The sequence below is a fragment of the Pseudomonas sp. NFACC02 genome, assembly GCF_900110765.1.
Lineage (GTDB): Bacteria > Pseudomonadota > Gammaproteobacteria > Pseudomonadales > Pseudomonadaceae > Aquipseudomonas.
Genome location: NZ_FOEO01000019.1, coordinates 19471 through 41573, shown reverse-complemented (window position 1 = coordinate 41573; position 22103 = coordinate 19471). Strand labels below are relative to the sequence as shown.

The window sequence follows — 22103 nt, the reverse complement described above, 5'->3', positions numbered from 1 at the left end:
ACCTTCAATCAGCCGCTTCGCCGCCTGCGCCAACGCGGCACAGACAGCGAAACGCCAAGGACTGCTAGCCCGGCACGCGACGGATCTTCGCGCCCAGCATCTGCAGTTTTTCTTCGATGCACTCGTAACCACGGTCGATGTGGTAGATACGGTCGATCAGCGTGTCGCCTTCTGCGATCAGCGCCGAAATCACCAGACTGGCCGAAGCGCGCAGGTCGGTCGCCATGACAGGCGCGCCTTTGAGCTTCGCGCAGCCGGTCACGATCGCCGTGTTGCCTTCGACCTGGATCTGCGCGCCCATGCGGTGCATTTCATACACGTGCATGAAGCGGTTTTCGAAGATGGTTTCGATCACTGCGCCAGTGCCTTCGGCAATGGCATTCAGCGAAATGAATTGAGCCTGCATGTCGGTCGGGAAAGCCGGGTACGGCGCGGTACGCACGTTGACCGCTTTCGGACGCTTGCCGTGCATGTTCAGCTCGATCCAGTCGTCACCGGTGGTGATTTCCGCACCGGCTTCACGCAACTTCTCCAGCACAGCTTCCAGAATCGTCGGATCCGTGTCCTTGAGCTTGACACGGCCGCCGGTGGCCGCAGCGGCAACCAGATAGGTGCCGGTTTCGATACGATCAGGCATGACCTTGTAGGTCGCCGAATGCAGACGCTTGACCCCATCGATGGTGATGGTATCGGTACCGGCGCCGGACACTTTCGCACCCATGGCGTTAAGGAAATTCGCCAGGTCGACGACTTCAGGCTCACGCGCGGCGTTCTGCAGGACGCTGCGACCGTTGGCCAGTGCGGCAGCCATCATGATGTTCTCGGTACCGGTCACACTGACGGTATCGAAGAAGAAATGCGCACCGCGCAAGCCGCCTTCAGGCGCCTTGGCCTTGATGTAGCCGCCTTCGACGTCGATGACCGCGCCCATGGCCTCAAGGCCACGAATGTGCAGATCAACCGGACGCGAACCAATGGCACAACCGCCAGGCAGCGCCACTTCGGCCTCGCCGAAACGGGCAACCATCGGACCCAGCACCAGGATCGACGCACGCATGGTTTTCACCAGCTCGTACGGCGCAACCAGCGTCTTGATGGTGCGAGGGTCGATTTCGACGCTGAGCTTCTCGTCGATGATCGGCTCGATACCCATGCGACCGAACAGCTCGATCATGGTGGTGATGTCGTGCAGGTGCGGCAGATTGGCGACGGTCACGGGACCGTCAGCCAGCAACGTGGCTGCGAGAATCGGCAGGGCGGAGTTCTTCGCCCCGGAAATGCGGATTTCGCCATCAAGACGAATGCCGCCAGTAATAATCAGTTTGTCCATTAGAATCTCGACGCCAATTTGGCTCAGGTGCGCTCGGCCCATGCAGCGCGGCTGAAAAATTTCATGGTGACCGCATGGATGCTGCCGTCGGCGATCCATGGGTTCAAATGCGTGTAGATCTGCTGCTGGCGCTTGACCGGACTTAGTGTAGCCAGTTCGTCGCTGATCACGTTCAGCTGGAAGTTGCAGCCTTCGCCTTCAACTTCGACCTGGATTTCTGGCAGCTTACCTTCAAGGAAGCTTTTAACTTCTACGGCCTGCATGCTTAACCTCAATCGGCGCCCTACGCGCGCGGGTCGGCCATCATACAAAAAAGCCCTCTCGTTGCGAACCCTACTTTGTAGGAGCCGGACGAGGGGCTTGATCGAGGACGGCAATCAATGTTGTTCGAACAGGTCCGTCAGACCGGATACCTGTGCAATTTCTCGCATGTCTTCGGGCAGCGCGCGAACGCTCACCGACTTGCCTGCCGCCTGGGCGTCACGCATGAAACCCAGCAACAGGGCCAGACCCACGCTGCTGGACTTCTCGACGGCCGAGCAGTCCAGTACCAGCGAGGGCGCATCACTGGCCTTGATCAGGTCGGCGCCCTGCTCGCGCAGCGCAGGCCCGGTGCGGTAATCCAGCACGCCAAACAGCTTCAGTTCGCCGCCGCCGACTGCGGTGATGCACGCCTCACTCATTTAACGACCTTGTCAGGCGAGTTTTCGGTGGCGTCCTTGGCTTTGGCCACTTCACCGGCCCAACCATCGATGGTCTTGTCCAGGTTGTTGCCATTACGCTGCATCGCGTCAGCGAACTGATCGCGGAACAGCTTGCCAATGTTGATACCGTTGATGATCACGTTACGGACCTTCCACTCGTTGTTGATCTTCACGAGAGTGTAGGAAACCGGGTACACGGCGCCGTTGTTACCCTTGACCGACATGTCGACGGAGGTGCGATCGGCACCTTCTTCCTTGGCCGGGGAAACGGTAATGCCCTGGTTGTTGTATTCCAGCAGCGCGTTGCCATAGAACTGGATCAGGCTGCGCTTGAAGTTTTCCTGGAAGCGCTGCATCTGGGCAGGCGTGGCGTTGCGCGAATACTTGACGGTCATGATGCTCTTGGAGATACCGTCAGCATCGATGACAGGACCGACGATGCCATTGAGCGCATCGTAGAAAGCCTGCGGATTGTTCTTGTAGCTTTCTTTGTTGGCGGACAGATCAGCCAGCAATTGCTTGGTGGTGCTGTCCACCAGGTCATGAGCGGACGACGTCGTCGCTGCCGCGTTCGCGAACAGTGGCAGAGCAGCCAGCAGCACCAGAAGGCCACGGCGCAGAATCGAGATCATGAAAAAACTCCTCATTTGGCGTCTTTACCCACGGAATTAAGCAGGAATTTACCGATCAGGTCCTCAAGTACCAGCGACGACTGGGTGTCATGGATCGTGCTGCCATCCTTCAACAACTTGTCATCGCCCCCGACGCTGATACCGACGTATTTCTCGCCCAGCAAGCCGGCGGTCAGGATGGAAGCCGTGGAGTCGGACGGCAGGTTGTTCACCCGTTTGTCCACTTCCATGGTCACACGGCCCATGAAGGTATCGTGGTCCAGATCGATTGCAGTGACCTTGCCGATGGTTACACCGGCCATGGTCACTTTCGCTCTGACAGTCAAACCGGCGATATTGTCGAAATTTGCATAAAGTTTATAACTGTCGTTCGTGGTGCTGGCGCTCAGACCGCTGACCCGCAGGGCGAGCAAGAGCAAAGCCAGGATCCCGGCCAGCAGGAACAGGCCGACACCGGTTTCGAGGGAGCGGTTTTGCATCAGAAGTCTCCAAACATCAAGGCGGTCAAAATAAAGTCCAGGCCCAATACGGCCAAAGAGGCATAAACCACGGTCTTGGTCGTGGCGCGACTGATCCCTTCTGAAGTGGGCTCGCAGTCATAGCCTTGAAACACGGCAATCCAGGTGACCACAAAAGCGAAGACGACGCTCTTGATCACACCGTTGATGACATCGTTTGGAAAAGACACGCTGCTTTGCATGTTGGCCCAGAAGGAACCTTCATAGACGCCAAGCCAGTCGACCGCCACCCACGAGCCACCCCAGATACCGACAACACTGAAGATGATCGCCAGCACCGGTAGCGAGATAAACCCGGCCCACAGGCGAGGAGCAACGATATATTTCAGCGGATCGACACCAATCATTTCCAGACTGGACAACTGTTCGGTGGATTTCATGTTGCCGATTTCCGCGGTCAGGGCCGAACCTGCACGCCCTGCGAACAGCAAAGCGGTGACCACCGGCCCCAACTCGCGCAACAGCGTGAGGGCAACCATTTGCCCGACCGCCTGTTCAGAACCGTACTTGGCAAGGATGCTGAATCCTTGAAGCGCCAGGACCATCCCGATAAACACACCGGAGACGACGATGATTGCCAGCGACATGACGCCCACCGAATAAAGCTGACGCACCAACAACTGGAACCCGCCGCCAATTCCGCCTCGCCCCAGCAAGGCATGAACCAGAAAAATGCCCGAACGCCCCAGTACCGCAACAGTATCGATCGCGGAGCGCCCCATCAGGCGAACACGATCCATCAATGACTTTCTGCGCATCAGCGCTTCCCCAAAAGATCTTCGCGATAATCCGGTGCCGGATAGTGAAAAGGCACGGGGCCGTCTGGATCCCCCGTCATGAACTGACGAATGCGCGGATTATCCGACTGCATCAATTCCTGCGGTGTTCCCTGCCCCAGCACCTGACCGTCGCCCACCACATAGAGGTAGTCGGCGATGCTGGCGGTTTCCGCCAGGTCATGGGAAACGACAACACTGGTGATACCCAGCGCGTCGTTGAGCAAACGGATCAGCCGCACCAGAACGCCCATCGCGATCGGGTCTTGCCCCACGAAGGGTTCGTCGTACATGAGGATCTGCGGATCCAGCGCAATCGCCCGCGCCAGCGCCACACGGCGTTTCATGCCACCGGACAGTTCATCCGGCATCAATTCGACAGCGCCACGCAAACCCACCGCCTGCAATTTGAGCAGGACGATGTCACGGATCATGTCTTCAGGCAGTTTGGTATGGACCCGCAGCGGAAACGCCACGTTTTCGAAAACGTCGAGGTCGGTAAACAGCGCACCGCTCTGAAACAGGACACCCATCTGCTTGCGAGCATCGAAAAGATCACTGCGCGACAGCTCGGGCAGATTCTGGCCATTGACCCAGACCTCGCCCCCATTGGGGCGCAATTGTGCCCCCATCAGGCGCAGCAACGTGGTCTTGCCACTGCCTGATGGCCCCATGATGCCGGTGACTTTGCCCCGAGGGATGCGGATGTCGACATTATTGAAGATGCTGCGCGTACCGCGTTTGAAGGACACACCCTTCAACTCGATCGCGTAGGCGTTTTCGGCACTCATCTAAACTCCTTGCGATGCAGCCTGTCACTCTCAGATGCCGCGTCCTTGAGGAACGACACACTGTCTGGAGGGGCCGAACAAGCGGCGAACTATAACACCGCTCTCCGACGCCGCCAAAGCTCCCGCACGGCAAGTCGTGAACAGAGCGATATATTTAGCGAAGAAAGGAAAATTCCTGCATTGCCCGTGGCCTGTTTTGGGCAACGCCTGAAGGACGCCCCCGTCACTCGGCACACCGCTATAAACAAACAGCTGCGATGAAGCGTGAGGGTTTTCAACATTGTCGTTATAATCCCCGCCTTTTCACCAGACTGACCTTATTTTTGACATGACCAACGCCCGCGACCTGATTCAATCGGCTCAATGCACCATCCGCCTTGAAATAGAAGCCGTGGAAGGCCTGCTCGCGCATATCGACGCAGACTTCGTCAGTGCCTGCGAAATGATTCTGGCAAGCAAGGGCCGCGTGGTCGTGGTGGGCATGGGCAAATCAGGACACATCGGCAAAAAGATCGCGGCGACGCTGGCCAGTACGGGCACCCCTGCTTTCTTTGTCCATCCAGCCGAAGCCAGCCATGGCGATATGGGCATGATCACCAGCGCCGACATCATTCTGGCGCTGTCCAACTCGGGCACCACTTCCGAGATCGTGACCCTGCTGCCACTGATCAAGCGCCTGGGCATCAAATTGATCAGCCTGACCGGCAACCCCGAGTCCACGCTGGCCAAAGCCGCAGACGTCAAACTCAATGCCCGAGTGGAAAAAGAAGCCTGCCCGCTGAACCTTGCGCCCACATCGTCGACGACTGCAGCCCTGGTCATGGGGGACGCACTGGCCGTTGCGCTGCTCGATGCGCGCGGTTTTACCGCCGAGGACTTTGCGTTCTCCCATCCAGGTGGCGCGCTGGGCCGTCGTCTTCTGCTGAAGGTCGAACACGTGATGCACACGGGCGCCGACCTGCCTCAGGTGGCTCGTGGCACGCCGCTCAGAGACTCGCTGATGGAAATGACTCGCAAGGGCCTGGGCATGACGGCCATTACCGAAGCGGACGGGCGCCTCGCCGGTATCTTCACTGACGGTGACCTGCGTCGCACGCTGGACCGCGACGTCGATCTGCGCCAGGCCGTTATCGATGAGGTCATGACCGTGCACGGCAAAACCGTCCGCCCGGAGATGCTCGCCGCTGAGGCGTTGAAAATCATGGAAGACCACAAGATCGGCGCATTGATCGTGGTCGATGAGAACGATCGCCCCATCGGCGCGTTCAACCTTCAAGACCTTCTGCGCGCGGGAGTCATGTAAATGAGCGGCGATATGAACGCGCTGATGCAGCGCGGCAAACAGATCAAACTGGCCGTCTTCGATGTCGACGGTGTACTGACCGATGGTCGGCTGTATTTCCTGGAAGACGGCAGCGAGTTCAAGACATTTAACACGCTGGATGGCCAGGGCATCAAAATGCTGATCAACTCCGGCGTCGTCACGGCAATCATCAGCGGTCGTAAAACCCCCGTCGTCGAGCGCCGCGCCAAAAACCTGGGCATCGCACACCTGTATCAGGGACGTGAAGATAAACTGGTCGTACTCGACGAGCTGCTGCAGCAACTCGATCTAAGCTATGAGCAGGTTGCCTACCTCGGGGATGATTTACCCGATTTGCCGGTCATACGCCGAGTGGGTCTGGGAATGGCCGTCGCCAACGCAGCGGGCTTTGTCCGTCAACATGCCCACGGCACCACGCAGGCCAAAGGCGGTGAAGGTGCCGCGCGAGAATTCTGCGAGCTGATCCTGAGCGCTCAGGGCAACCTCGAAGCGGCTCATGCCGCCTACTTATAGAAGTGCATTTATGCTGAGCAAACGATTTCGTACCTTTCTGATCTTCGGTGTGCTGGGGTTGCTCCTGGCGGCGGCCGGCTATTGGAACATCAGCCCTGAAAGCTTCATGGACCAACCCAAGCCCGCCGTGGACGAAAGCGCCATCGACTACTATGCGACCAACGCACACAGCATTCAGTACCTGCCCGATGGCTCGATGCAATACGATATGACCGCAGACAAGGTCGAGCACCTGAAGGCCACCGACGTGACCCTCATGACAACGCCGGTCCTGCAGATGTTTCGTGGCTCGGAGTTCCCCTGGCATGTCCAGAGCACGCGCGCCGAAGTGTCTCCGGGCGGGGATCACGTCGAGCTGATCGACAACGTTCGCATCAACCGTACCGACGAAAAGAACCGAACCACGGTCATCACCAGCACTCGCATGACTGTCTTCCCCCAGAAGCAATATGCGGAAACCGCGCAACCCGTTAGAATCGACGGCTTTAACGGTGTGAGCACGGGTACGGGTATGAAAGCCTATCTAAAAGAAAGCAGGATACACCTGCTATCGAACGCAAGAGGACAGTATGAGGCTCCTTAAAACCCTCCCTATTTTGCTCGGTCTGGGCGCAGCACTGGGAAGCGTGAGCGCCTGGGCTCTGCCGAACGATCAGGATCAGCCTATCCGCATTCAGGCCGACGATGCCCAGTTGGACGACAAGCAAGGCATCGCCACCTATACCGGCAACGTGATCATTACCCAAGGCTCGATGAAGGTCACCGGCAACAAGGTGACCATGACTCGCACAGCCGCAGGCGATATCGACGTCGTGACCTCGGTGGGCAACCTGGCCTACTTCGAGCAGTTGCAGACGGCCGGTGATACCAAGCCCGTTCAGGGATGGGGTGTCACCATTCAGTATCATGCACCGCAGAACCGTATCGTGCTGATCGACAGGGCCAAGGTGGTCGACAAGGACAGCAACGTGACTCAGGGTGAGAAAATCGTCTACGACACCGTCCGTAAACTGGCGAGTGCCGGCCGAGCCACTGGAAGCAAGGTCACCGAATCGCGCCCTCGCGTTGACATGGTGATCCAGCCGAAAAAGAAAACCGACCAGCAGAAGGCCCAGTAATGGCAACGCTGAAAGCCCAACACCTGGCCAAGGCTTACAAAAGCCGCCAGGTCGTGCGAGACGTCAGCCTGTCCATCGACAGCGGCCAGATCGTCGGTCTACTGGGCCCTAACGGCGCCGGCAAGACCACATGCTTCTACATGATCGTAGGCCTTGTCCAGGCCGATCAGGGTCGCGTGCTGATCGACGAGCTTGACGTCAGCCACCAACCGATGCACGGACGCGCTCGCGCCGGTATCGGCTATTTGCCTCAAGAAGCCTCGATCTTCCGCAAGCTGTCGGTAGCGGACAACATCATGGCGATACTTGAGACTCGCAAGGAACTTGACCGCGCCGGACGCCGCAAGGAGCTGGAAAGCCTGCTGCAGGAATTCCATATCACACACATCCGCGACAACCTCGGCATGAGCCTGTCGGGTGGTGAGCGTCGTCGTGTGGAGATCGCCCGCGCACTGGCCACCGCGCCGAAGTTCATCCTGCTCGACGAACCCTTCGCTGGCGTCGACCCGATCTCCGTGGGCGACATCAAGCAGATCATCTACCATCTCAAGGCAAAGGGTATCGGCGTTTTGATCACGGACCACAACGTCCGCGAAACCCTCGACATCTGCGAAACGGCCTACATCGTCAACGACGGGCAACTGATCGCGGAAGGCGACGCTGAAACCATCCTGGCCAACCAGTTGGTCAAAGAAGTGTACCTCGGCCACGAGTTCCGCCTGTAATCGGGCGATGACTGCGGGGTTGGCTGGCGATCGCAACAGGCTTCACCGCCAACCTCGTTTTAATTGTCATCACACCCTAGGCAAACAGTCCGGTTTCGGGCATATAATTTGCTTAAGTTGGCGCCCAGGCGCTCTAGTAGTGGATGGCGCCCCTGTGCGCCGGCGAATAAGGTGTTAAGCCCCTGTCATGAAACCTTCGCTAGTCTTGAGAATGGGCCAGCAGCTGACGATGACACCGCAGCTGCAACAGGCCATCCGCTTACTCCAACTGTCGACGCTGGATCTCCAACAGGAAATCCAGGAAGCGCTGGAGTCCAACCCCATGCTCGAGCGCCAGGAAGAGGGCGATGACTTCGATAACGTCGACCCCATGGCCGACAACATCGAACAAAAGCCCAACCCGGACGTTCAGGAACCGACGTATCAGGAATCCGCGCCCACCGTCGACAATCTGGAAGACGGCGAATGGAGCGAGCGTATTCCCAACGAACTGCCTGTCGACACGGCCTGGGAAGACATTTACCAGACCAGCGCCAGCAGCCTGCCCAGCAACGATGACGACGAATGGGATTTCACCACGCGCACGTCTGCCGGTGAGAGCCTGCAAAGCCATCTGCTCTGGCAGTTGAATCTGGCGCCGATGTCCGACACCGATCGCCTGATCGCGGTCACGCTGATCGACTGCATCAACAATCAAGGCTACCTCGACGAGTCCCTCGAAGAGCTATTGGACGCTTTCGATCCAGAGCTCGATATCGAACTGGACGAGATCGAGGCCGTTCTGCACCGCATTCAGCAGTTCGAACCCGCCGGCATCGGCGCTCGAAACCTCAGCGAATGCCTGCTGCTGCAACTGCGCCAGCTACCCCCCAAGACCAAATGGCTTGCTGAAGCTCAACGCCTGGTTAGCGATTACATTGACCTGTTGGGCAGCCGTGACTACGCGCAACTGATGCGCCGCATGAAGCTCAAGGAAGATGACCTGCGCCAGGTGATCGAACTGGTGCAAAGCCTGAACCCGCGTCCGGGCTCCCAGATCGAATCCACAGAAGCCGAATACGTCGTGCCGGACGTGATCGTGCGCAAGGACAACGAACGCTGGCTGGTCGAACTCAATCAGGAAGCCGTGCCGCGCCTGCGCGTCAATCCGCAGTACGCCGGCTTCGTGCGCCGCGCCGACACCAGCGCCGACAACACCTTCATGCGCAACCAGTTGCAGGAAGCGCGCTGGTTCATCAAAAGCCTGCAGAGCCGTAACGAAACCCTGATGAAGGTCGCGACCCAGATCGTGGAGCATCAGCGTGGTTTCCTCGAGTACGGCGACGAGGCGATGAAACCGCTGGTATTGCACGACATCGCCGAAGCGGTCGGCATGCATGAATCGACGATCTCGCGCGTGACCACGCAAAAGTTCATGCACACCCCACGCGGCATCTACGAACTGAAATATTTCTTTTCCAGCCACGTCAGCACCTCGGAAGGCGGCGAATGCTCGTCTACCGCCATCCGCGCGATCATCAAAAAACTGGTTGCCGCGGAAAATCAGAAAAAGCCGTTGAGTGACAGCAAGATCGCTGGTTTACTGGAGGCACAAGGCATTCAAGTGGCCCGTCGCACAGTCGCCAAATACCGCGAGTCTCTAGGGATAGCGCCTTCCAGCGAACGCAAGCGACTGATGTAAGGGACACAGGCCACAGCGTTCCAGTGGCAGGCACCCAAGCCTGCCCCTTAATGCACTGGCAACGAAGGAGAAGCTGTATGCAAGTCAACATCAGTGGACACCAACTGGAAGTGACCAAGCCCCTGCGCGAGTACATCGAGCTGAAGCTGAAAAAGCTCGAAGGGCACTTTGACAAGATTACCAACGTGCAGGTGACGATGGCCGTCGAGAAACTCAAGCAGAAGATCGAGGCCACCCTGCATATCCACGGTGGAGAGGTGGTTGCCAACGCCGAGCATGATGACATGTACGCGGCAATCGACCTGCTCGCTGACAAGCTAGACAGACAATTGCTCAAGCATAAGGAAAAGCAGCAAAGCATCCTCAAAGGTGCGGCCGCTCGCTGACACTCCCCATCCATGATCCGACTTGAAAACATTCTGACCCCTGGCCGTTCACTCGTGAACGTGCCAGGCGGCAGCAAAAAAGCCGTCCTCGAAGAGATTGCCAAATTGATTGGGCAGCAGGTGCCCGAATTCGAATGGCAATCCGTCTACGAAAGCCTCATTGCCCGCGAGAAGCTGGGCTCTACCGGCTTCGGTAACGGAATCGCAATCCCCCACTGTCGACTCAAAGGCTGCACGTCTCCGGTCAGCGCAGTGCTGCACCTGGAAAAACCGGTCGACTTCGATGCCATCGACGGCGCTCCGGTCGACCTGCTGTTCGTGTTGCTGGTCCCGGAAGCCGCCACCGATGCGCACCTCGAACTGCTTCGCCAGATCGCCAGCATGCTCGACCGCGCCGATGTGCGCGCCAGCCTGCGTAACGCGAAGAGCAGTGACGAGCTGTACGACGTCGTGCTTCACGTACAGAACGGCCACTGATCATGCGCATGATCATCGTCAGCGGCCGCTCAGGCTCCGGCAAGAGCACGGCCCTCGATGTTCTGGAAGACAGCGGTTTTTACTGCGTCGATAACCTGCCCGCAGGCCTGCTGCCCGAGCTCGCCGAACGCGCATTGATCAACACGGAGCTGGCCGAACCTCTGCTGGCGGTGTCTATTGACGCTCGCAACCTGCCCAGTCACCTGACCCGCTTCCCGCGAATGCTCGAAGAAGTTCGCGATCGACATATCCAGTGCGACGTTCTGTTTCTGGATGCCGACGAGGCAACGCTGCTCAAGCGCTTCTCCGAAACCCGCCGTCGTCACCCGCTGAGCAATGCCACGCGCTCGCTGGCCGAAGCCATCCGTGACGAGAAAACCCTGCTCGGGCCGATCATCGATCTCGCCGACCTGACCATCGACACGACTCACCTGAATCTCTATCAACTGCGCGATACGCTCAAGTTGCGGCTTCTGAACAAGCCTGAACCGGGTACCGCGTTCCTGATCGAATCGTTTGGCTTCAAACGCGGCATGCCGGTGGATGCGGACCTGGTGTTCGATGTCCGCTGCCTGCCTAACCCGTACTGGAAACCTGAGCTGCGCGAGCAGTCCGGGCTCGACCAGCCGGTAGCCGAGTACCTGGCCGCGCAGCCGGATGTCGAGGAAATGTTCCAGGACATCTCTTCATATCTGACCAAATGGCTGCCACGGTTCGCCGCCAGCAATCGCGCCTATGTCACCATTGCCATCGGCTGTACCGGCGGCCACCACCGCTCCGTCTACCTGACCGAACGACTGGGTCAGTCCCTGCAACAGACGCTCAAGAATGTTCAGGTCCGCCACCGCGACCTAAGCTGAAAGGATCCCCATCGCGATGCCCGCTCACCAGATCACCATCATCAACAAGCTCGGTCTGCACGCCCGCGCTGCCGCAAAGTTCGTTGGCGTCGCCGGAAAATATCCCTGCCAGATCAGGGTCGGCCGCAGCCCCGACAGCATGGTCGACGGCAAGAGCATAATGGCGGTCATGATGCTGGCGGCCGGAAAAGGTACCGAGATTCATCTGTCGACGGAGGGTGATGAGGAACAGGCCGCGCTTGATGGCCTCATCGAACTCATCAACAACAAGTTTGACGAGGGCGAATGACCGCCCTCTTCACTTTGGCTCGCCGTCGCACTTCCCCTCCCGATCTCTCATCGATCCCCTGAAATTCCTGCACCTCGGGCGGCCGTAACAGACTTGATCAATCGCCGGGATGGATCTTTAATTCATCGCCTTGGATACGCCCTTCGCGAACTCATCATCCCTGTGCATGGATAAGCCTCACTGCAATGCTGCCAACCCTGCCGCGCGGACGGGATTAACGATTACATCTCCACAGAGCTGATCGATGACACTGTCTCGCGCACAGACGCTTCCACCCTCCCGATCGCGCTCGGAAAAAATGTTGACGTCCGGCAGCTTGCTGGCAGTGGTGGCGATTCTGGCGATCGTCACGTCGCAGTTGATCCGAGAATACGGCAACGCCACCGACTCCGCCGTGCGCGCTGCCAATAACGTGGTGCGGTTGATCAATGCCGATGTGCAGCGCAGTGCCGACCTGTATGACACATCACTTCTAGGCATGATCTCAACGTGGCAGCAACCGGAGGTGCTGTCTATTTCACCCGCGTTGCGCCAGCAAGTGATGTTCGATCGCTCCACTGCAGCCCCGTACAAGGGTGATCTGGTCGTCCTGGATGCAACGGGGAAAATCGTGGCCGATTCGGTTTCCGTGATACCGCGTGACGATAATTTTTCCGATCTCGCCAGCTTCGCCAGGCACCGGGAGGATCCGTCCCTGGCGCTTCACGTCGACGGCCCTTTCAAAGCGCGCTGGGGCTTCAAGGACTGGCGCATCAGTTTCAGCCGGCGCATCCCTTCCACCGATGGCCGGTTTGTCGGCGTTGTGGTGGCCTCGATGCGTCTGGCCTACTTTCACCGCCTGTTTCGAGGACTGGACGTCGGGCAAAAAGGAACCATCAACCTGATCACGGCAGACGGCATCATGCTGGCACGAGAACCCGAGCAGACCCTGCGTACCTATATTGGCCAGGATTTCAGCCAGCTCCCTAATTTTCAGCGCATTCTCAGAGCGGCCAATGGCAGCTTCACCGCCGTGTCGGAGCTCGATGGTCAGCGGCGGATGTATACGTTTTCGAGAGTAGGCGACTTGCCATTGATCGTCGTGATCGCACAGTCGCAGGACGAGGTGTACGCACTCTGGAGGCAGAATGCGTTGCTGGTGACCGGGGCGACCGGCCTGCTGTGCCTGGGCATTCTCTGGCTATCTTGGCTGCTGAGCAAACAGCTAAAGCTCAGGCATCTCGCCGAACGGGAACTGAGCGAGCTCGCGGCAACCGATGGGCTGACAGGGCTGGCCAACAGGCGTCGGCTGGATATGGTCTTCAAGCAGGAATGGGCGCGCAGCATCCGTTCGGACAAGCCGATCTCGGTGCTCATGATCGACGTCGATCATTTCAAGGCGTTCAATGATCGACACGGCCATGACGGTGGTGACATTGCGTTGCGCACGGTTGCGAAAACGCTGGAAGCCAGCATTCGTCGTCCCGGTGACGTCGCTGCCCGTTACGGCGGTGAGGAGTTCCTGGTGGTACTGCCGGAAACCGATCTGCCGGGCGCCGCATTGCTTGCAGAACAGATCAGACAGGCGATCGAAGCGTTACCGCCGCTGAATCCGGGTGGCCATTCCATTACTGTCAGCATCGGTGTCGCGTGCGCACAGCCAAGGGGTGAAAACCAACGGACCGAGCTGTTCAGTGAGGCGGACCAGGCGCTTTACGAAGCTAAACGTAAAGGCCGAAATCGCGTCGAATGCGGTGCGCAAGTACACACCGCATTTCCCTGAGCAGGGACATTAACCCAGGCATAAAAAAACGCCAGACAGGCTGGCGTTTTTTCAGGAAGCCGACGAATCAGCTAGCGCGGCGCACGGAATCACGTAGCGCTTTCACTTTATCGTGGTTCGCCTGCACACCTGTCAGCTGACGCTGAATCAGGCTGGTGACATTGACAGGCAGATTCTTCTCGACCGCCTTCTGCGAAGCTTCCTTGTAGGCTTTCAGCGCATGGTCTTCGCCGCGCTCTACTTCGTTGAGCACTGCCTCATCGCTTTTGCCGGTCACGGCGGCTTTCAGTTCCACCCAGAGACGGTGCAGACCACCGGTTGCACTGGAGGAGTCATCCGGGTCACCGCCCAGCGCGCGGACTTCGGTCTGAAGCTCGGCCACAGCGGACTTGCACTCAGACGAACGCGAAAGGAAGTACGCCTTGATTTCAGGGTTCTTGATATCTTCAGCGGCAGTGTGAAAGCCTTTCTCGCCGTCAATGCTGGTCTCGATCAAATCGTTGAGTACCGAGATCGCTTCTTTGTTGATATCTGTCATTTTGCAGTTCCTTTCTGGCAGGTTAATCGAATAGGTGAGGTCACTTCACTCGATGCAATAACTGTTGCAGTGCCCGTGCCAGTTCTCCAAACAAATAAAAACCCTTTATTTTCAATAACTTGTTTTTATCAAGAGACACCCTTACCACGCTTTCTGCATGATCTGTACATTGGCCTGCATGCAGAATGCACGTATCGTTCAAGTTCACTGAACACGACCAACGGCGGCACCATGAATCCCGAGAAACTCAAACTGTTGGTGACGCGCGAGATGCCCTACGGCAAATACAAAGGGCGCCTGCTCGCCGACTTGCCGGGCGATTACCTGAACTGGTTCGCGCGTAAAGGTTTCCCGGCCGGAGAGCTGGGCAGCTTGCTGGCGCTGATGCACGAGGTCGATCACAACGGCCTGTCGAGCCTGCTGGATCCGCTGAGAACCCGCCCTCGCGAACCGTTGCGTGAAAGCCCGTTGAAAACACCTATTCGCTTTACCTGACGTTTCTTCCCAAAGAGGGCCAGATGACCAGTGTTCAATCTGCAGGAATGGAGGCGGCCATCGAGCGCGCCCGCGACGAATCTTTCTGGCGAGACGTCGCCCGCCAATACGACGTGGAGCCGGGCCCGATCAACTTTGAGCACGGCTATTTCGGGCGCATGACCCGCGAGGTATTGAACACCTACGAACAGCATCTGGCGTACGTCAACCGCAGCAACTCCGTGTACGTTCGCCAGCGCTTCGACACCCAGGACAGCGAACTGATTCGAGCCGATCTGGCGGCGCTGCTGGGTGTGTCGACTGAAGAGGTCGCACTCACCCGTTGTGCGTCGGAGTCGCTGCAATCGCTGATACGCAACTACAACGGTCTGAAGCCTGGGGACCAAGTATTGATCAGCGATCTGGATTACAACAGCGTGCAGACCGCCATGCGCTGGCTAGAAAAAACACGTGGCGTGGACGTCATAGAAATCAGCCACGCCCACCCTGCCAGTTATGAATCGTTGCTGAAAACCTATCGCGACGCCTTCGCGGCCCACCCACGCCTTAAACTGATGGCGCTGACCCATGTCACCCACCGCACGGGACTGGTGATGCCGGTACAGGCGATTGCAAAAGCCGCGGCTGAACATGGCATCGATGTGATCCTCGACGGCGCTCATGCGCTGGGTCAGCTGGATTTCAATCTGGCGGAGCTGGACGTGGCTTTTGCCGGCTTCAATTTGCAGAAATGGATGGGCGCGCCCCTGAGCCTGGGCTTCATCCATGTCAGGAAAGAAAGGCTGTCTGCCATCGATCCCGACATGGGCGACAGACGCTACCCCGCGGATGACATCCTGGGCCTTGTGCCCTACGGCACGCCGAATATTCCGGCGCTGATGACGCTGACCAAAGTCTTTGAAGAGCACCGCGCGATGGGCGGGTCGGCCGTGAAAGGCGCACGGCTCGCGTACCTGCGGGACCTGTGGGTCCGCGAAGCGCGAACGATGGAGGGCATTGAAGTGCTCACGCCGGATGATCCGCGTCTCTATTGCGGCATCACCTCGTTTCGCTTCAGGCAACATCACGACCAGGGGCTCATGACGCAGAGACTGCTGGATGAACACGGGATTTTTGCCGTTGACAGGCATGGCTCGGCATGTGGCCCGTGCATTCGCATCACGCCCGGTTTTATCACCTCAGTCGATGATGTCGAACATCTGACAAGGGCTTTGCGCGCGCTGGCATGACGGCCGAGAGGCGCCGGTCAGCGGGCAAAAAAAAGCGGCGCCCCCGGATGGAGGTGCCGCCAAAGAGCTTCATGGAAAAGCGAACTACAAAGGAAGTGCAAAGATACGCGTCCGGACTGACCCGACTGCGGTACATATTTATAGCCCTCGAAAAAAGAGCAAAAAAAACGGCGCCCCCGACCAAGGAGCACCGTCAAATAGCCATGCAACAACGACTTCTGTAGCGGCGCCCCAGCGCGCTGAATCCATCATCTGGCGATGATTAAATCAGCTCCTTCATGAACCGGAGCTGTCGAAGATCAATCTTGGGGCGTACGAATCATTCAATCAGTCGAACAGCGCGATCGCTTCGGCCGTGGCATCGGTGATACGGCCCCAATCGCCGCTCTTCACCCAGGCGTTGTCGATCATCCAGGTACCGCCCACGCACATCACGTTGGGCTGTGCCATGTAGCTCTTCAGGTTAGCGGCACTGACGCCGCCCGTCGGGCAAAAACGGACTTCCGGAAAAGGGCCGCCCAGCGCTTTGATCGCACCGACGCCGCCGCTGATTTCAGCCGGAAACAGCTTGAAGCGGCGGTAGCCCAGCGCATAACCGATCATGATCTCTGACGCGCTGCTGATGCCTGGCAGCAAAGGCAATTCGCTCTGCGCCCCTGCTTCCAGCAAGTCTTGCGTGCTGCCCGGTGTGACGATGAACTGCGAACCGGCTTCTTCGGCAGCCTTGAGCATGTGGCGGTCGAGAATGGTGCCGGCGCCGACACACAGTTCAGGACGCGCATCGCGCAGGATGCGAATGGCCTTGAGCCCGAATTCGGAACGCAGAGTAATTTCCAGCGCGTTCAGGCCGCCTGCCGCCAGCGCATCGGCCAGCGGCAGCACGTCCTGTTCGCGTGCAATGGTGATGACCGGCAGAATCTTTGCTTTTTTGCAGAGTTCGTCGATCTGGGCAATCTTGCTCGCCATGCTATTCATCGGCTGTTTCACGTGGGTATTTTCCATGGCGGCTGATCCTTTGCTTATGGGCACCAGTAGATCTCTAAAGACGGGTTAAGGAATGCACGCACCGGCATTTCGGCGAGGTCATCGCCCGCCAGCGCCTTGCGCAGGGTTTCCAGCTTCGCCTGCCCGGACACGGACAGGATCGGTGTCGTGGCCGACGCCAACAGCGAACGCGTCATCGTCAGACGCTGATGAGGGATGCTCGGCGCAAGCATGGGCAGGCAGCGACGTGTACTGTCCGGGTCCAGCGCTTCGGCAAGGTTAGGGCTATTGGGAAACAGTGAGGCCGTATGACCATCGTCGCCCATGCCCAATACGAGCACATCGATCTTCGGCAGCTCTTTGAGTGCTTCGTCGGTGGCGGCGGCGGCTTCGTCCAGGGTGTTGGTTGGACGGTACAGGCTGAAGAAGCCTGCCTCGGCCGCCGGCCCTTGAAAAAGATAACGCTTGAGCAAACCGGCATTGCTGTCGGCGTGCTCGGTCGGAACCCAGCGCTCATCGGCCAGACTGATGCAGACCTTCGACCACTCGATCGGCTTCTGCGCCAGGGCCTGAAAGAATGCCACGGGGCTTTTGCCCCCCGACACCACCAGCGTAGCGACGCCGTGCGGATTATGGGCAATGGCCGCCGACAGCCGCTCGGCCACGTGATCGGCCAGCGCATTGGCCAGCCCTTCGGGGTTGTCGAATTCGTTGGTTTTCAGACCCGCCGGAAATTCAAGTTCACATATCGCCATACCAGGACCTCCCGTCACGAGTAATGAGCGCAATGGAACTCATTGGCCCCCAAGAGCCGGCGGCGTAAGGCTTGGGCGCGTCGCCCGCCTTCTTCCAGCCAGCAATCAGTTGGTCGCACCATTGCCACGCATACTCGATCTCATCTTTGCGGACAAACAGGTTTTGATTGCCGCGCATGACCTCCAACAACAACCGCTCATAAGCGTCCGGAATACGGGCGCTGCGGTAAGCGTCGGAGAAGCTCAGTTGCAAGGGGTTGCTGCGCAGTTGCATGCCTTTGTCCAGCCCCTGATCCTTGGTCATCACTTGCAGCGAAATGCCTTCATCGGGCTGCAGACGAATGATCAGGCGGTTGCTGATCTGCATCCGTTGTTCCGGCGCGAAGATGTAGTGAGGCGGCTCCTTGAAATGGATCACGATCTGCGACAGCTTCTGCGGCATGCGTTTGCCGGTACGCAGATAGAACGGAACCCCCGCCCAGCGCCAGTTGCGGATATCGGCACGAATGGCAACGAACGTTTCGGTGTCGCTCTGGGTGTTGGAGTTTTCCTCTTCCAGGTAACCGGGGACCGGTTTGCCTTCGCTGTAACCGGCAATGTACTGGCCGCGAACCACCTGGGTCGCGAGGCGTTCCGGGGTGAAGGGTGCGAGCGCCTTGAGCACCTTTACCTTTTCATCACGAATGCTGTCGGCGGACAGGTCGCTGGGCGGGTCCATCGCAATCAGGCACAGCAGCTGCAGCAAGTGGTTCTGAATCATGTCGCGCAACTGACCGGCCTGGTCGAAATACCCCCAACGGCCCTCGATGCCGACTTTCTCCGCCACCGTAATCTCGACGTGGGAGATGTAGTTCTGGTTCCACTGGGTTTCGAACAGGCTGTTGGCAAACCGCAGCGCAATGAGGTTCTGGACGGTGTCTTTGCCCAGATAATGGTCGATCCGGTAAACACGGTTTTCCGGAAAGAACTTCGCCACGGCATCGTTGACCCTCTGCGAAGACGCCAGGTCATGACCGATCGGTTTCTCCAGCACCGCTCGCGTGCGGTCGGCCAGCCCCACCCGCGCAAGGTTTTCGCAAATCCCGCCGTAGACCGAGGCTGGCGTGGCGAAGTAGGCGATCATGGTCTGCGCATCGCCCACCGCTTCAGCGAGCGCGACGTAGTCATCGCCCCTGAGGAAATCCACGTGCAGGTAGCTCAGGCGCGCCTGAAAACGCTCCACGTGTTCACTCTCGAGCTGAATCTCCGGGACGAAGCGACGCAGGTTTTTATCGATGTAAGCCAGATGCTCCTCGGGCGTACCCGGCTCACGGGCCAAGGCGAGGATACGGGTCTCGGCATGCAGGAGTCCGGCACGGTCCAGCTGATACAACGCGGGAAACAGTTTGCGCACCGCCAGGTCGCCCAAGGCGCCGAACAAGGCAAATGTGCACGGTTCAACCGTAATCGAGAGCATAATGTTGGTTCTTTTATCAAGTTAGGCTACAAATACCTTTTTTAAAGGCGTTACTCAAGGCCAAATGTAGTAATAACCACAACATTCCTTTCAAAACCACATTACAGTGGTGATCACCACAGGCCCTCAGTACGATAGGCCACCTTTGCTACAGGCTAAAGGCCCTGATGCATACCTTTTTAATAATGGCCCTCAGATCAGCCTGTTGCAGCTTCACGAGAAGGACTTTGAATGGACCGCGTACGCAATCTTCTGGAGCAGATCCAGAGCCGTCTTGAAGAATTGAACAAGGCCGAGCGCAAGGTCGCCGAGGTGATCCTGACCAACCCTCAACAGGCCACGCGCTTCAGCATTGCCGCACTGGCACAGGCCGCCAAGGTCAGTGAACCTACCGTCAATCGCTTTTGCCGCTCGTTCGATGTCAGTGGCTATCCCGAGCTCAAGCTGCAACTGGCGCAGAGCCTGGCCAGCGGCGCGGCTTATGTCAGTCGCGCGGTTGAAGCCGATGACAATCCGGAAGCGTACACGCGCAAGATCTTCGCCAGCGCCATCGCCTCGCTGGACAGCGTCTGCCAGGTGCTCGACCCGAACCTGATCAGCAAAGCCGTCGACCTGTTGATTCAAGCGCGACAGATCCACTTTTTTGGCCTGGGCGCTTCGGCCCCGGTGGCCCTGGACGCGCAGCACAAATTCTTCCGTTTCAATCTGGCGGTCACGGCCCATGCCGATGTATTGATGCAACGCATGCTGGCGTCGGTCGCGCACACCGGTGAGTTGTTCGTGATCATCTCCTACACCGGCCGGACACGGGAACTGGTGGAGGTGGCGCGCATTGCACGGGAGAACGGCGCCTCGGTACTGGGGCTCACCGCCGCGGACTCACCGCTGGCCAAGGCCAGTACGCTGAGCCTGAACATCCCGCTGCCGGAAGACACCGACATCTATATGCCCATGACCTCGCGCATCATTCAGCTGACGGTGCTGGATGTCCTTGCCACCGGCATGACCCTGCGCCGCGGCGTCGATTTCCAGCCGCACCTGCGCAAGATCAAGGAGAGCCTGAATGCCAGCCGGTATCCGGCGGATGATGAGTTGAGTTGAGTTGAGGCGGGGGTTGGGTTGGGATTTGTTTTGAGCCCTTAAGGGTTCGCTTGGGACGGATTACTCTGAGCCCTTCGGGCCTGTTCGCGAGCAAGCTCGCTCCCACATCGTTTGCAACGTGCCGCATTCTGACAGACCGAGCGCACCGCTTTTAAAGCAAAAAACAAAGCCGCACAAAAAAACGGGCAGCCAGGCTGCCCGTAAAGCACACACGACCCTGGATCGTTTGTGAAGCACATCAGAGAGCGATGTGCGGAGGAGCGGTCCGCACAACGGTGTAGCGTTTAGAACTTGGATTGAATCTTGATACCGGCAACCAGTGCGTTCTGGACTTCGTCCACACCGCCCGGGCTCTTCACGTACTGCAGGTTGGGACGCACGGTCAGCCAGTCGGTGACGTGCACGCCGTAGTAGATTTCCGAGTTGTATTCGGTCTTCTGGATAGGCAGGAAGTTCGGGTTGTCGTAGTCGTCGATACCGTTGACGGCGTTGACCAGGCGACGGTTGTCCTGAGCATCGTCGTTCACGTGGATACGGGCGACACCGATACCGATGTCATCCTTCGGACGCGCATCGAACGGGCCTTTGTAGACGAAACCGATCTGCTGATAGTTATCGACGAAGTTGGTCGCTTTGTCATGCACAGTGGCGTTGGCAAAGATGCTCAGACCACGAGAGCTGTCGCCGTTGTGGCTGGTCAGCTGTTGCTGAGCCACGACCCACCAGCCGTGCTTGTCCTTGTGGGACTTGAAGTCACCGCCAGCAATGGCTTGAGGCTGACCGTTCTCGTTTTCGTACAGGTCATCGGCGCTCGGGCTGCTGACGTAGTAACCCAGACGGTATTCGCCTGGCAGCGAGTTGACGGTTGGCGACCACACGACTTCAACGGGAACCACGGTGCCTTTGGCGCCGCTGCCACTGAGCTTGAAGCTGTTGCCGGTTTCCAGATAGGAAGGGTTCTGCTCGTAGACACCAATCTGGGCAAAGACTTCAGGCGTGATGTTGTACTTCACGCGCAAGGCCCACTGACTGACAGGCCAGTTGTACCAGGTGTTCACATAGTTACCGACTTGCGAGCCGCAGAACGACAGGTTCTGGAAATCGCACGGGAAGCTGTTGAAGTCCTCGCCTTCACCGAAACGACCCACCTTGACGTCCAGAGCACCGTCAAAGTACTTCTGCTTGACCCACATCTGCGTCAGTCGCCAGGTCTGACCACGGCCCCAGACTTCTTGCGAGGAACTGAGCGTACCGGCACGTGGGTCACCGATACGGTCGTTGGAAATGTTGTTACCGCTACGCTCGGTGATTGCCAGCTTGAATTCCGCATCATGCCAACCGAGGATTTTTTGCAGGTCCATCTGCACACCGAACGCGAACTGGTCGCTGTAGCGGCCGGTCCTGTCGTCGTTGTAACCGCCATTGAGGTTGGAAGCCGCCTCGCCTACATATTCGATAGGGAAGTCATAACCCTTGTCGTACAGCTCTTGGCGAAGACCGCCCCAGTCGCCGGTAAGGTGTTCGCTGGCTTTGAAAGGCTCCATTGCAGAGGCCGTTCCGGACAGCGACAGCGCACTCAGTACCGATAAACCACCGATCAGCTGAAACTGGTTAAGCGATTTGCCTTTTACCTTCTTCATCCCTTAAATCCTCGTTTTA

26 protein-coding genes are annotated in these 22103 nt (G+C 58.3%); 14 read left to right on the top strand and 12 right to left on the bottom strand.

The genetic code is table 11. The features are described from left to right. Positions 1-64: 64 nt before the first annotated feature. The 7 genes from murA to BMY73_RS16550 all read right to left on the bottom strand — a co-directional run bounded on the left by murA (position 65) and on the right by BMY73_RS16550 (position 4751). Positions 65-1330: a UDP-N-acetylglucosamine 1-carboxyvinyltransferase gene (murA, locus tag BMY73_RS16580; protein ID WP_092408465.1), complete on the bottom strand. Its 1266-nt coding sequence runs from the start codon at positions 1328-1330 to the stop codon at positions 65-67. Between the two features lie 23 nt (positions 1331-1353). Then, positions 1354-1593: a BolA family protein gene (locus BMY73_RS16575; RefSeq protein ID WP_062384295.1), complete on the bottom strand. Its 240-nt coding sequence runs from the start codon at positions 1591-1593 to the stop codon at positions 1354-1356. A 114-nt stretch (positions 1594-1707) separates the two neighbouring features. Beyond that, positions 1708-2013, bottom strand: coding sequence for an STAS domain-containing protein (locus BMY73_RS16570; protein WP_062384298.1), 306 nt, complete (start codon positions 2011-2013; stop codon positions 1708-1710). Continuing rightward, positions 2010-2666, bottom strand: coding sequence for an MlaC/ttg2D family ABC transporter substrate-binding protein (locus BMY73_RS16565; protein WP_062384301.1), 657 nt, complete (start codon positions 2664-2666; stop codon positions 2010-2012). Before BMY73_RS16565 ends, BMY73_RS16570 begins: the two co-directional genes overlap by 4 nt. A gap of 11 nt (positions 2667-2677) precedes the next feature. Further along, positions 2678-3145 carry an outer membrane lipid asymmetry maintenance protein MlaD gene (mlaD, locus tag BMY73_RS16560; protein ID WP_062384303.1) on the bottom strand — a complete coding sequence of 156 codons (468 nt, stop codon included), beginning with the start codon at positions 3143-3145 and terminating at the stop codon, positions 2678-2680. Beyond that, positions 3145-3942: a lipid asymmetry maintenance ABC transporter permease subunit MlaE gene (mlaE, locus tag BMY73_RS16555; RefSeq protein ID WP_062384306.1), complete on the bottom strand. Its 798-nt coding sequence runs from the start codon at positions 3940-3942 to the stop codon at positions 3145-3147. Before mlaE ends, mlaD begins: the two co-directional genes overlap by 1 nt. Beyond that, complete coding sequence (locus tag BMY73_RS16550) at positions 3942-4751, bottom strand: ATP-binding cassette domain-containing protein (protein WP_062384309.1); 810 nt, start codon at positions 4749-4751, stop codon at positions 3942-3944. Before BMY73_RS16550 ends, mlaE begins: the two co-directional genes overlap by 1 nt. Before the next feature lie 328 nt (positions 4752-5079). Here BMY73_RS16550 and BMY73_RS16545 point away from each other — a divergent pair, with 328 nt between their 5' ends. The 11 genes from BMY73_RS16545 (at position 5080) to BMY73_RS16495 (ending at position 13886) form a co-directional block, all read left to right on the top strand. Continuing rightward, the gene (locus BMY73_RS16545; RefSeq protein WP_062384312.1) at positions 5080-6054 is read left to right on the top strand and encodes a KpsF/GutQ family sugar-phosphate isomerase; all 975 of its coding nucleotides are present in this window, start codon (positions 5080-5082) and stop codon (positions 6052-6054) included. Further along, positions 6055-6588 (top strand): KdsC family phosphatase, encoded by a 534-nt coding sequence (locus tag BMY73_RS16540; protein WP_092408420.1) that lies wholly within the window; start codon positions 6055-6057, stop codon positions 6586-6588. A 10-nt stretch (positions 6589-6598) separates the two neighbouring features. Next, positions 6599-7171: an LPS export ABC transporter periplasmic protein LptC gene (gene lptC / locus BMY73_RS16535; protein WP_062384318.1), complete on the top strand. Its 573-nt coding sequence runs from the start codon at positions 6599-6601 to the stop codon at positions 7169-7171. Beyond that, positions 7158-7706, top strand: a complete 549-nt coding sequence (lptA, locus tag BMY73_RS16530) for a lipopolysaccharide transport periplasmic protein LptA (protein ID WP_062384321.1) — start codon at positions 7158-7160, stop codon at positions 7704-7706. The genes lptC and lptA overlap by 14 nt, the downstream gene beginning before the upstream one ends. After that, positions 7706-8431 carry an LPS export ABC transporter ATP-binding protein gene (gene lptB / locus BMY73_RS16525; RefSeq protein ID WP_062384324.1) on the top strand — a complete coding sequence of 242 codons (726 nt, stop codon included), beginning with the start codon at positions 7706-7708 and terminating at the stop codon, positions 8429-8431. The genes lptA and lptB overlap by 1 nt, the downstream gene beginning before the upstream one ends. Before the next feature lie 187 nt (positions 8432-8618). Then, positions 8619-10112, top strand: coding sequence for an RNA polymerase factor sigma-54 (locus tag BMY73_RS16520; protein ID WP_092408418.1), 1494 nt, complete (start codon positions 8619-8621; stop codon positions 10110-10112). Positions 10113-10189: 77 nt separating this feature from the next. Next, complete coding sequence (gene hpf / locus BMY73_RS16515) at positions 10190-10498, top strand: ribosome hibernation-promoting factor, HPF/YfiA family (protein WP_092408416.1); 309 nt, start codon at positions 10190-10192, stop codon at positions 10496-10498. A gap of 12 nt (positions 10499-10510) precedes the next feature. Beyond that, the gene (gene ptsN, locus BMY73_RS16510) at positions 10511-10975 is read left to right on the top strand and encodes a PTS IIA-like nitrogen regulatory protein PtsN (RefSeq protein WP_062384332.1); all 465 of its coding nucleotides are present in this window, start codon (positions 10511-10513) and stop codon (positions 10973-10975) included. Between the two features lie 2 nt (positions 10976-10977). Then, complete coding sequence (gene rapZ, locus BMY73_RS16505; protein ID WP_092408413.1) at positions 10978-11835, top strand: RNase adapter RapZ; 858 nt, start codon at positions 10978-10980, stop codon at positions 11833-11835. A gap of 16 nt (positions 11836-11851) precedes the next feature. After that, entirely contained in the window at positions 11852-12124 is a 273-nt protein-coding gene (locus BMY73_RS16500; protein WP_062384337.1) for an HPr family phosphocarrier protein, read from the top strand. A gap of 244 nt (positions 12125-12368) precedes the next feature. Next, positions 12369-13886, top strand: coding sequence for a GGDEF domain-containing protein (locus BMY73_RS16495; protein WP_256571193.1), 1518 nt, complete (start codon positions 12369-12371; stop codon positions 13884-13886). A 67-nt stretch (positions 13887-13953) separates the two neighbouring features. Here the strand turns inward: BMY73_RS16495 and BMY73_RS16490 are convergent, their stop codons facing one another. Further along, a complete protein-coding gene (locus BMY73_RS16490; protein ID WP_092408409.1) occupies positions 13954-14424 on the bottom strand; it encodes a PA2169 family four-helix-bundle protein in 471 nt (156 codons plus the stop codon). 231 nt (positions 14425-14655) lie between these two features. Between BMY73_RS16490 and BMY73_RS16485 the strand changes: the two genes are divergently transcribed. Both BMY73_RS16485 and BMY73_RS16480 read left to right on the top strand, forming a co-directional pair. Beyond that, the gene (locus BMY73_RS16485; protein WP_062384347.1) at positions 14656-14919 is read left to right on the top strand and encodes a DUF3820 family protein; all 264 of its coding nucleotides are present in this window, start codon (positions 14656-14658) and stop codon (positions 14917-14919) included. Between the two features lie 47 nt (positions 14920-14966). Next, the gene (locus BMY73_RS16480) at positions 14967-16148 is read left to right on the top strand and encodes an aminotransferase class V-fold PLP-dependent enzyme (protein WP_092408408.1); all 1182 of its coding nucleotides are present in this window, start codon (positions 14967-14969) and stop codon (positions 16146-16148) included. Between the two features lie 327 nt (positions 16149-16475). Here BMY73_RS16480 and BMY73_RS16475 read toward each other — a convergent pair whose 3' ends face one another. From BMY73_RS16475 to zwf, 3 genes are read right to left on the bottom strand one after another with little or no spacing between them, the layout of a single operon-like run. Continuing rightward, positions 16476-17150 carry a bifunctional 4-hydroxy-2-oxoglutarate aldolase/2-dehydro-3-deoxy-phosphogluconate aldolase gene (locus BMY73_RS16475; protein WP_062384353.1) on the bottom strand — a complete coding sequence of 225 codons (675 nt, stop codon included), beginning with the start codon at positions 17148-17150 and terminating at the stop codon, positions 16476-16478. Positions 17151-17167: 17 nt separating this feature from the next. Further along, positions 17168-17887, bottom strand: a complete 720-nt coding sequence (gene pgl / locus BMY73_RS16470) for a 6-phosphogluconolactonase (protein ID WP_062384356.1) — start codon at positions 17885-17887, stop codon at positions 17168-17170. Then, positions 17874-19343, bottom strand: a complete 1470-nt coding sequence (zwf, locus tag BMY73_RS16465) for a glucose-6-phosphate dehydrogenase (RefSeq protein ID WP_062384359.1) — start codon at positions 19341-19343, stop codon at positions 17874-17876. The genes pgl and zwf overlap by 14 nt, the downstream gene beginning before the upstream one ends. A gap of 231 nt (positions 19344-19574) precedes the next feature. Here zwf and BMY73_RS16460 point away from each other — a divergent pair, with 231 nt between their 5' ends. Next, positions 19575-20444 (top strand): MurR/RpiR family transcriptional regulator, encoded by an 870-nt coding sequence (locus BMY73_RS16460; protein WP_062384360.1) that lies wholly within the window; start codon positions 19575-19577, stop codon positions 20442-20444. Positions 20445-20728: 284 nt separating this feature from the next. Here BMY73_RS16460 and BMY73_RS16455 read toward each other — a convergent pair whose 3' ends face one another. Next, the gene (locus tag BMY73_RS16455) at positions 20729-22084 is read right to left on the bottom strand and encodes a carbohydrate porin (RefSeq protein ID WP_092408406.1); all 1356 of its coding nucleotides are present in this window, start codon (positions 22082-22084) and stop codon (positions 20729-20731) included. Positions 22085-22103 lie beyond the last annotated feature (19 nt).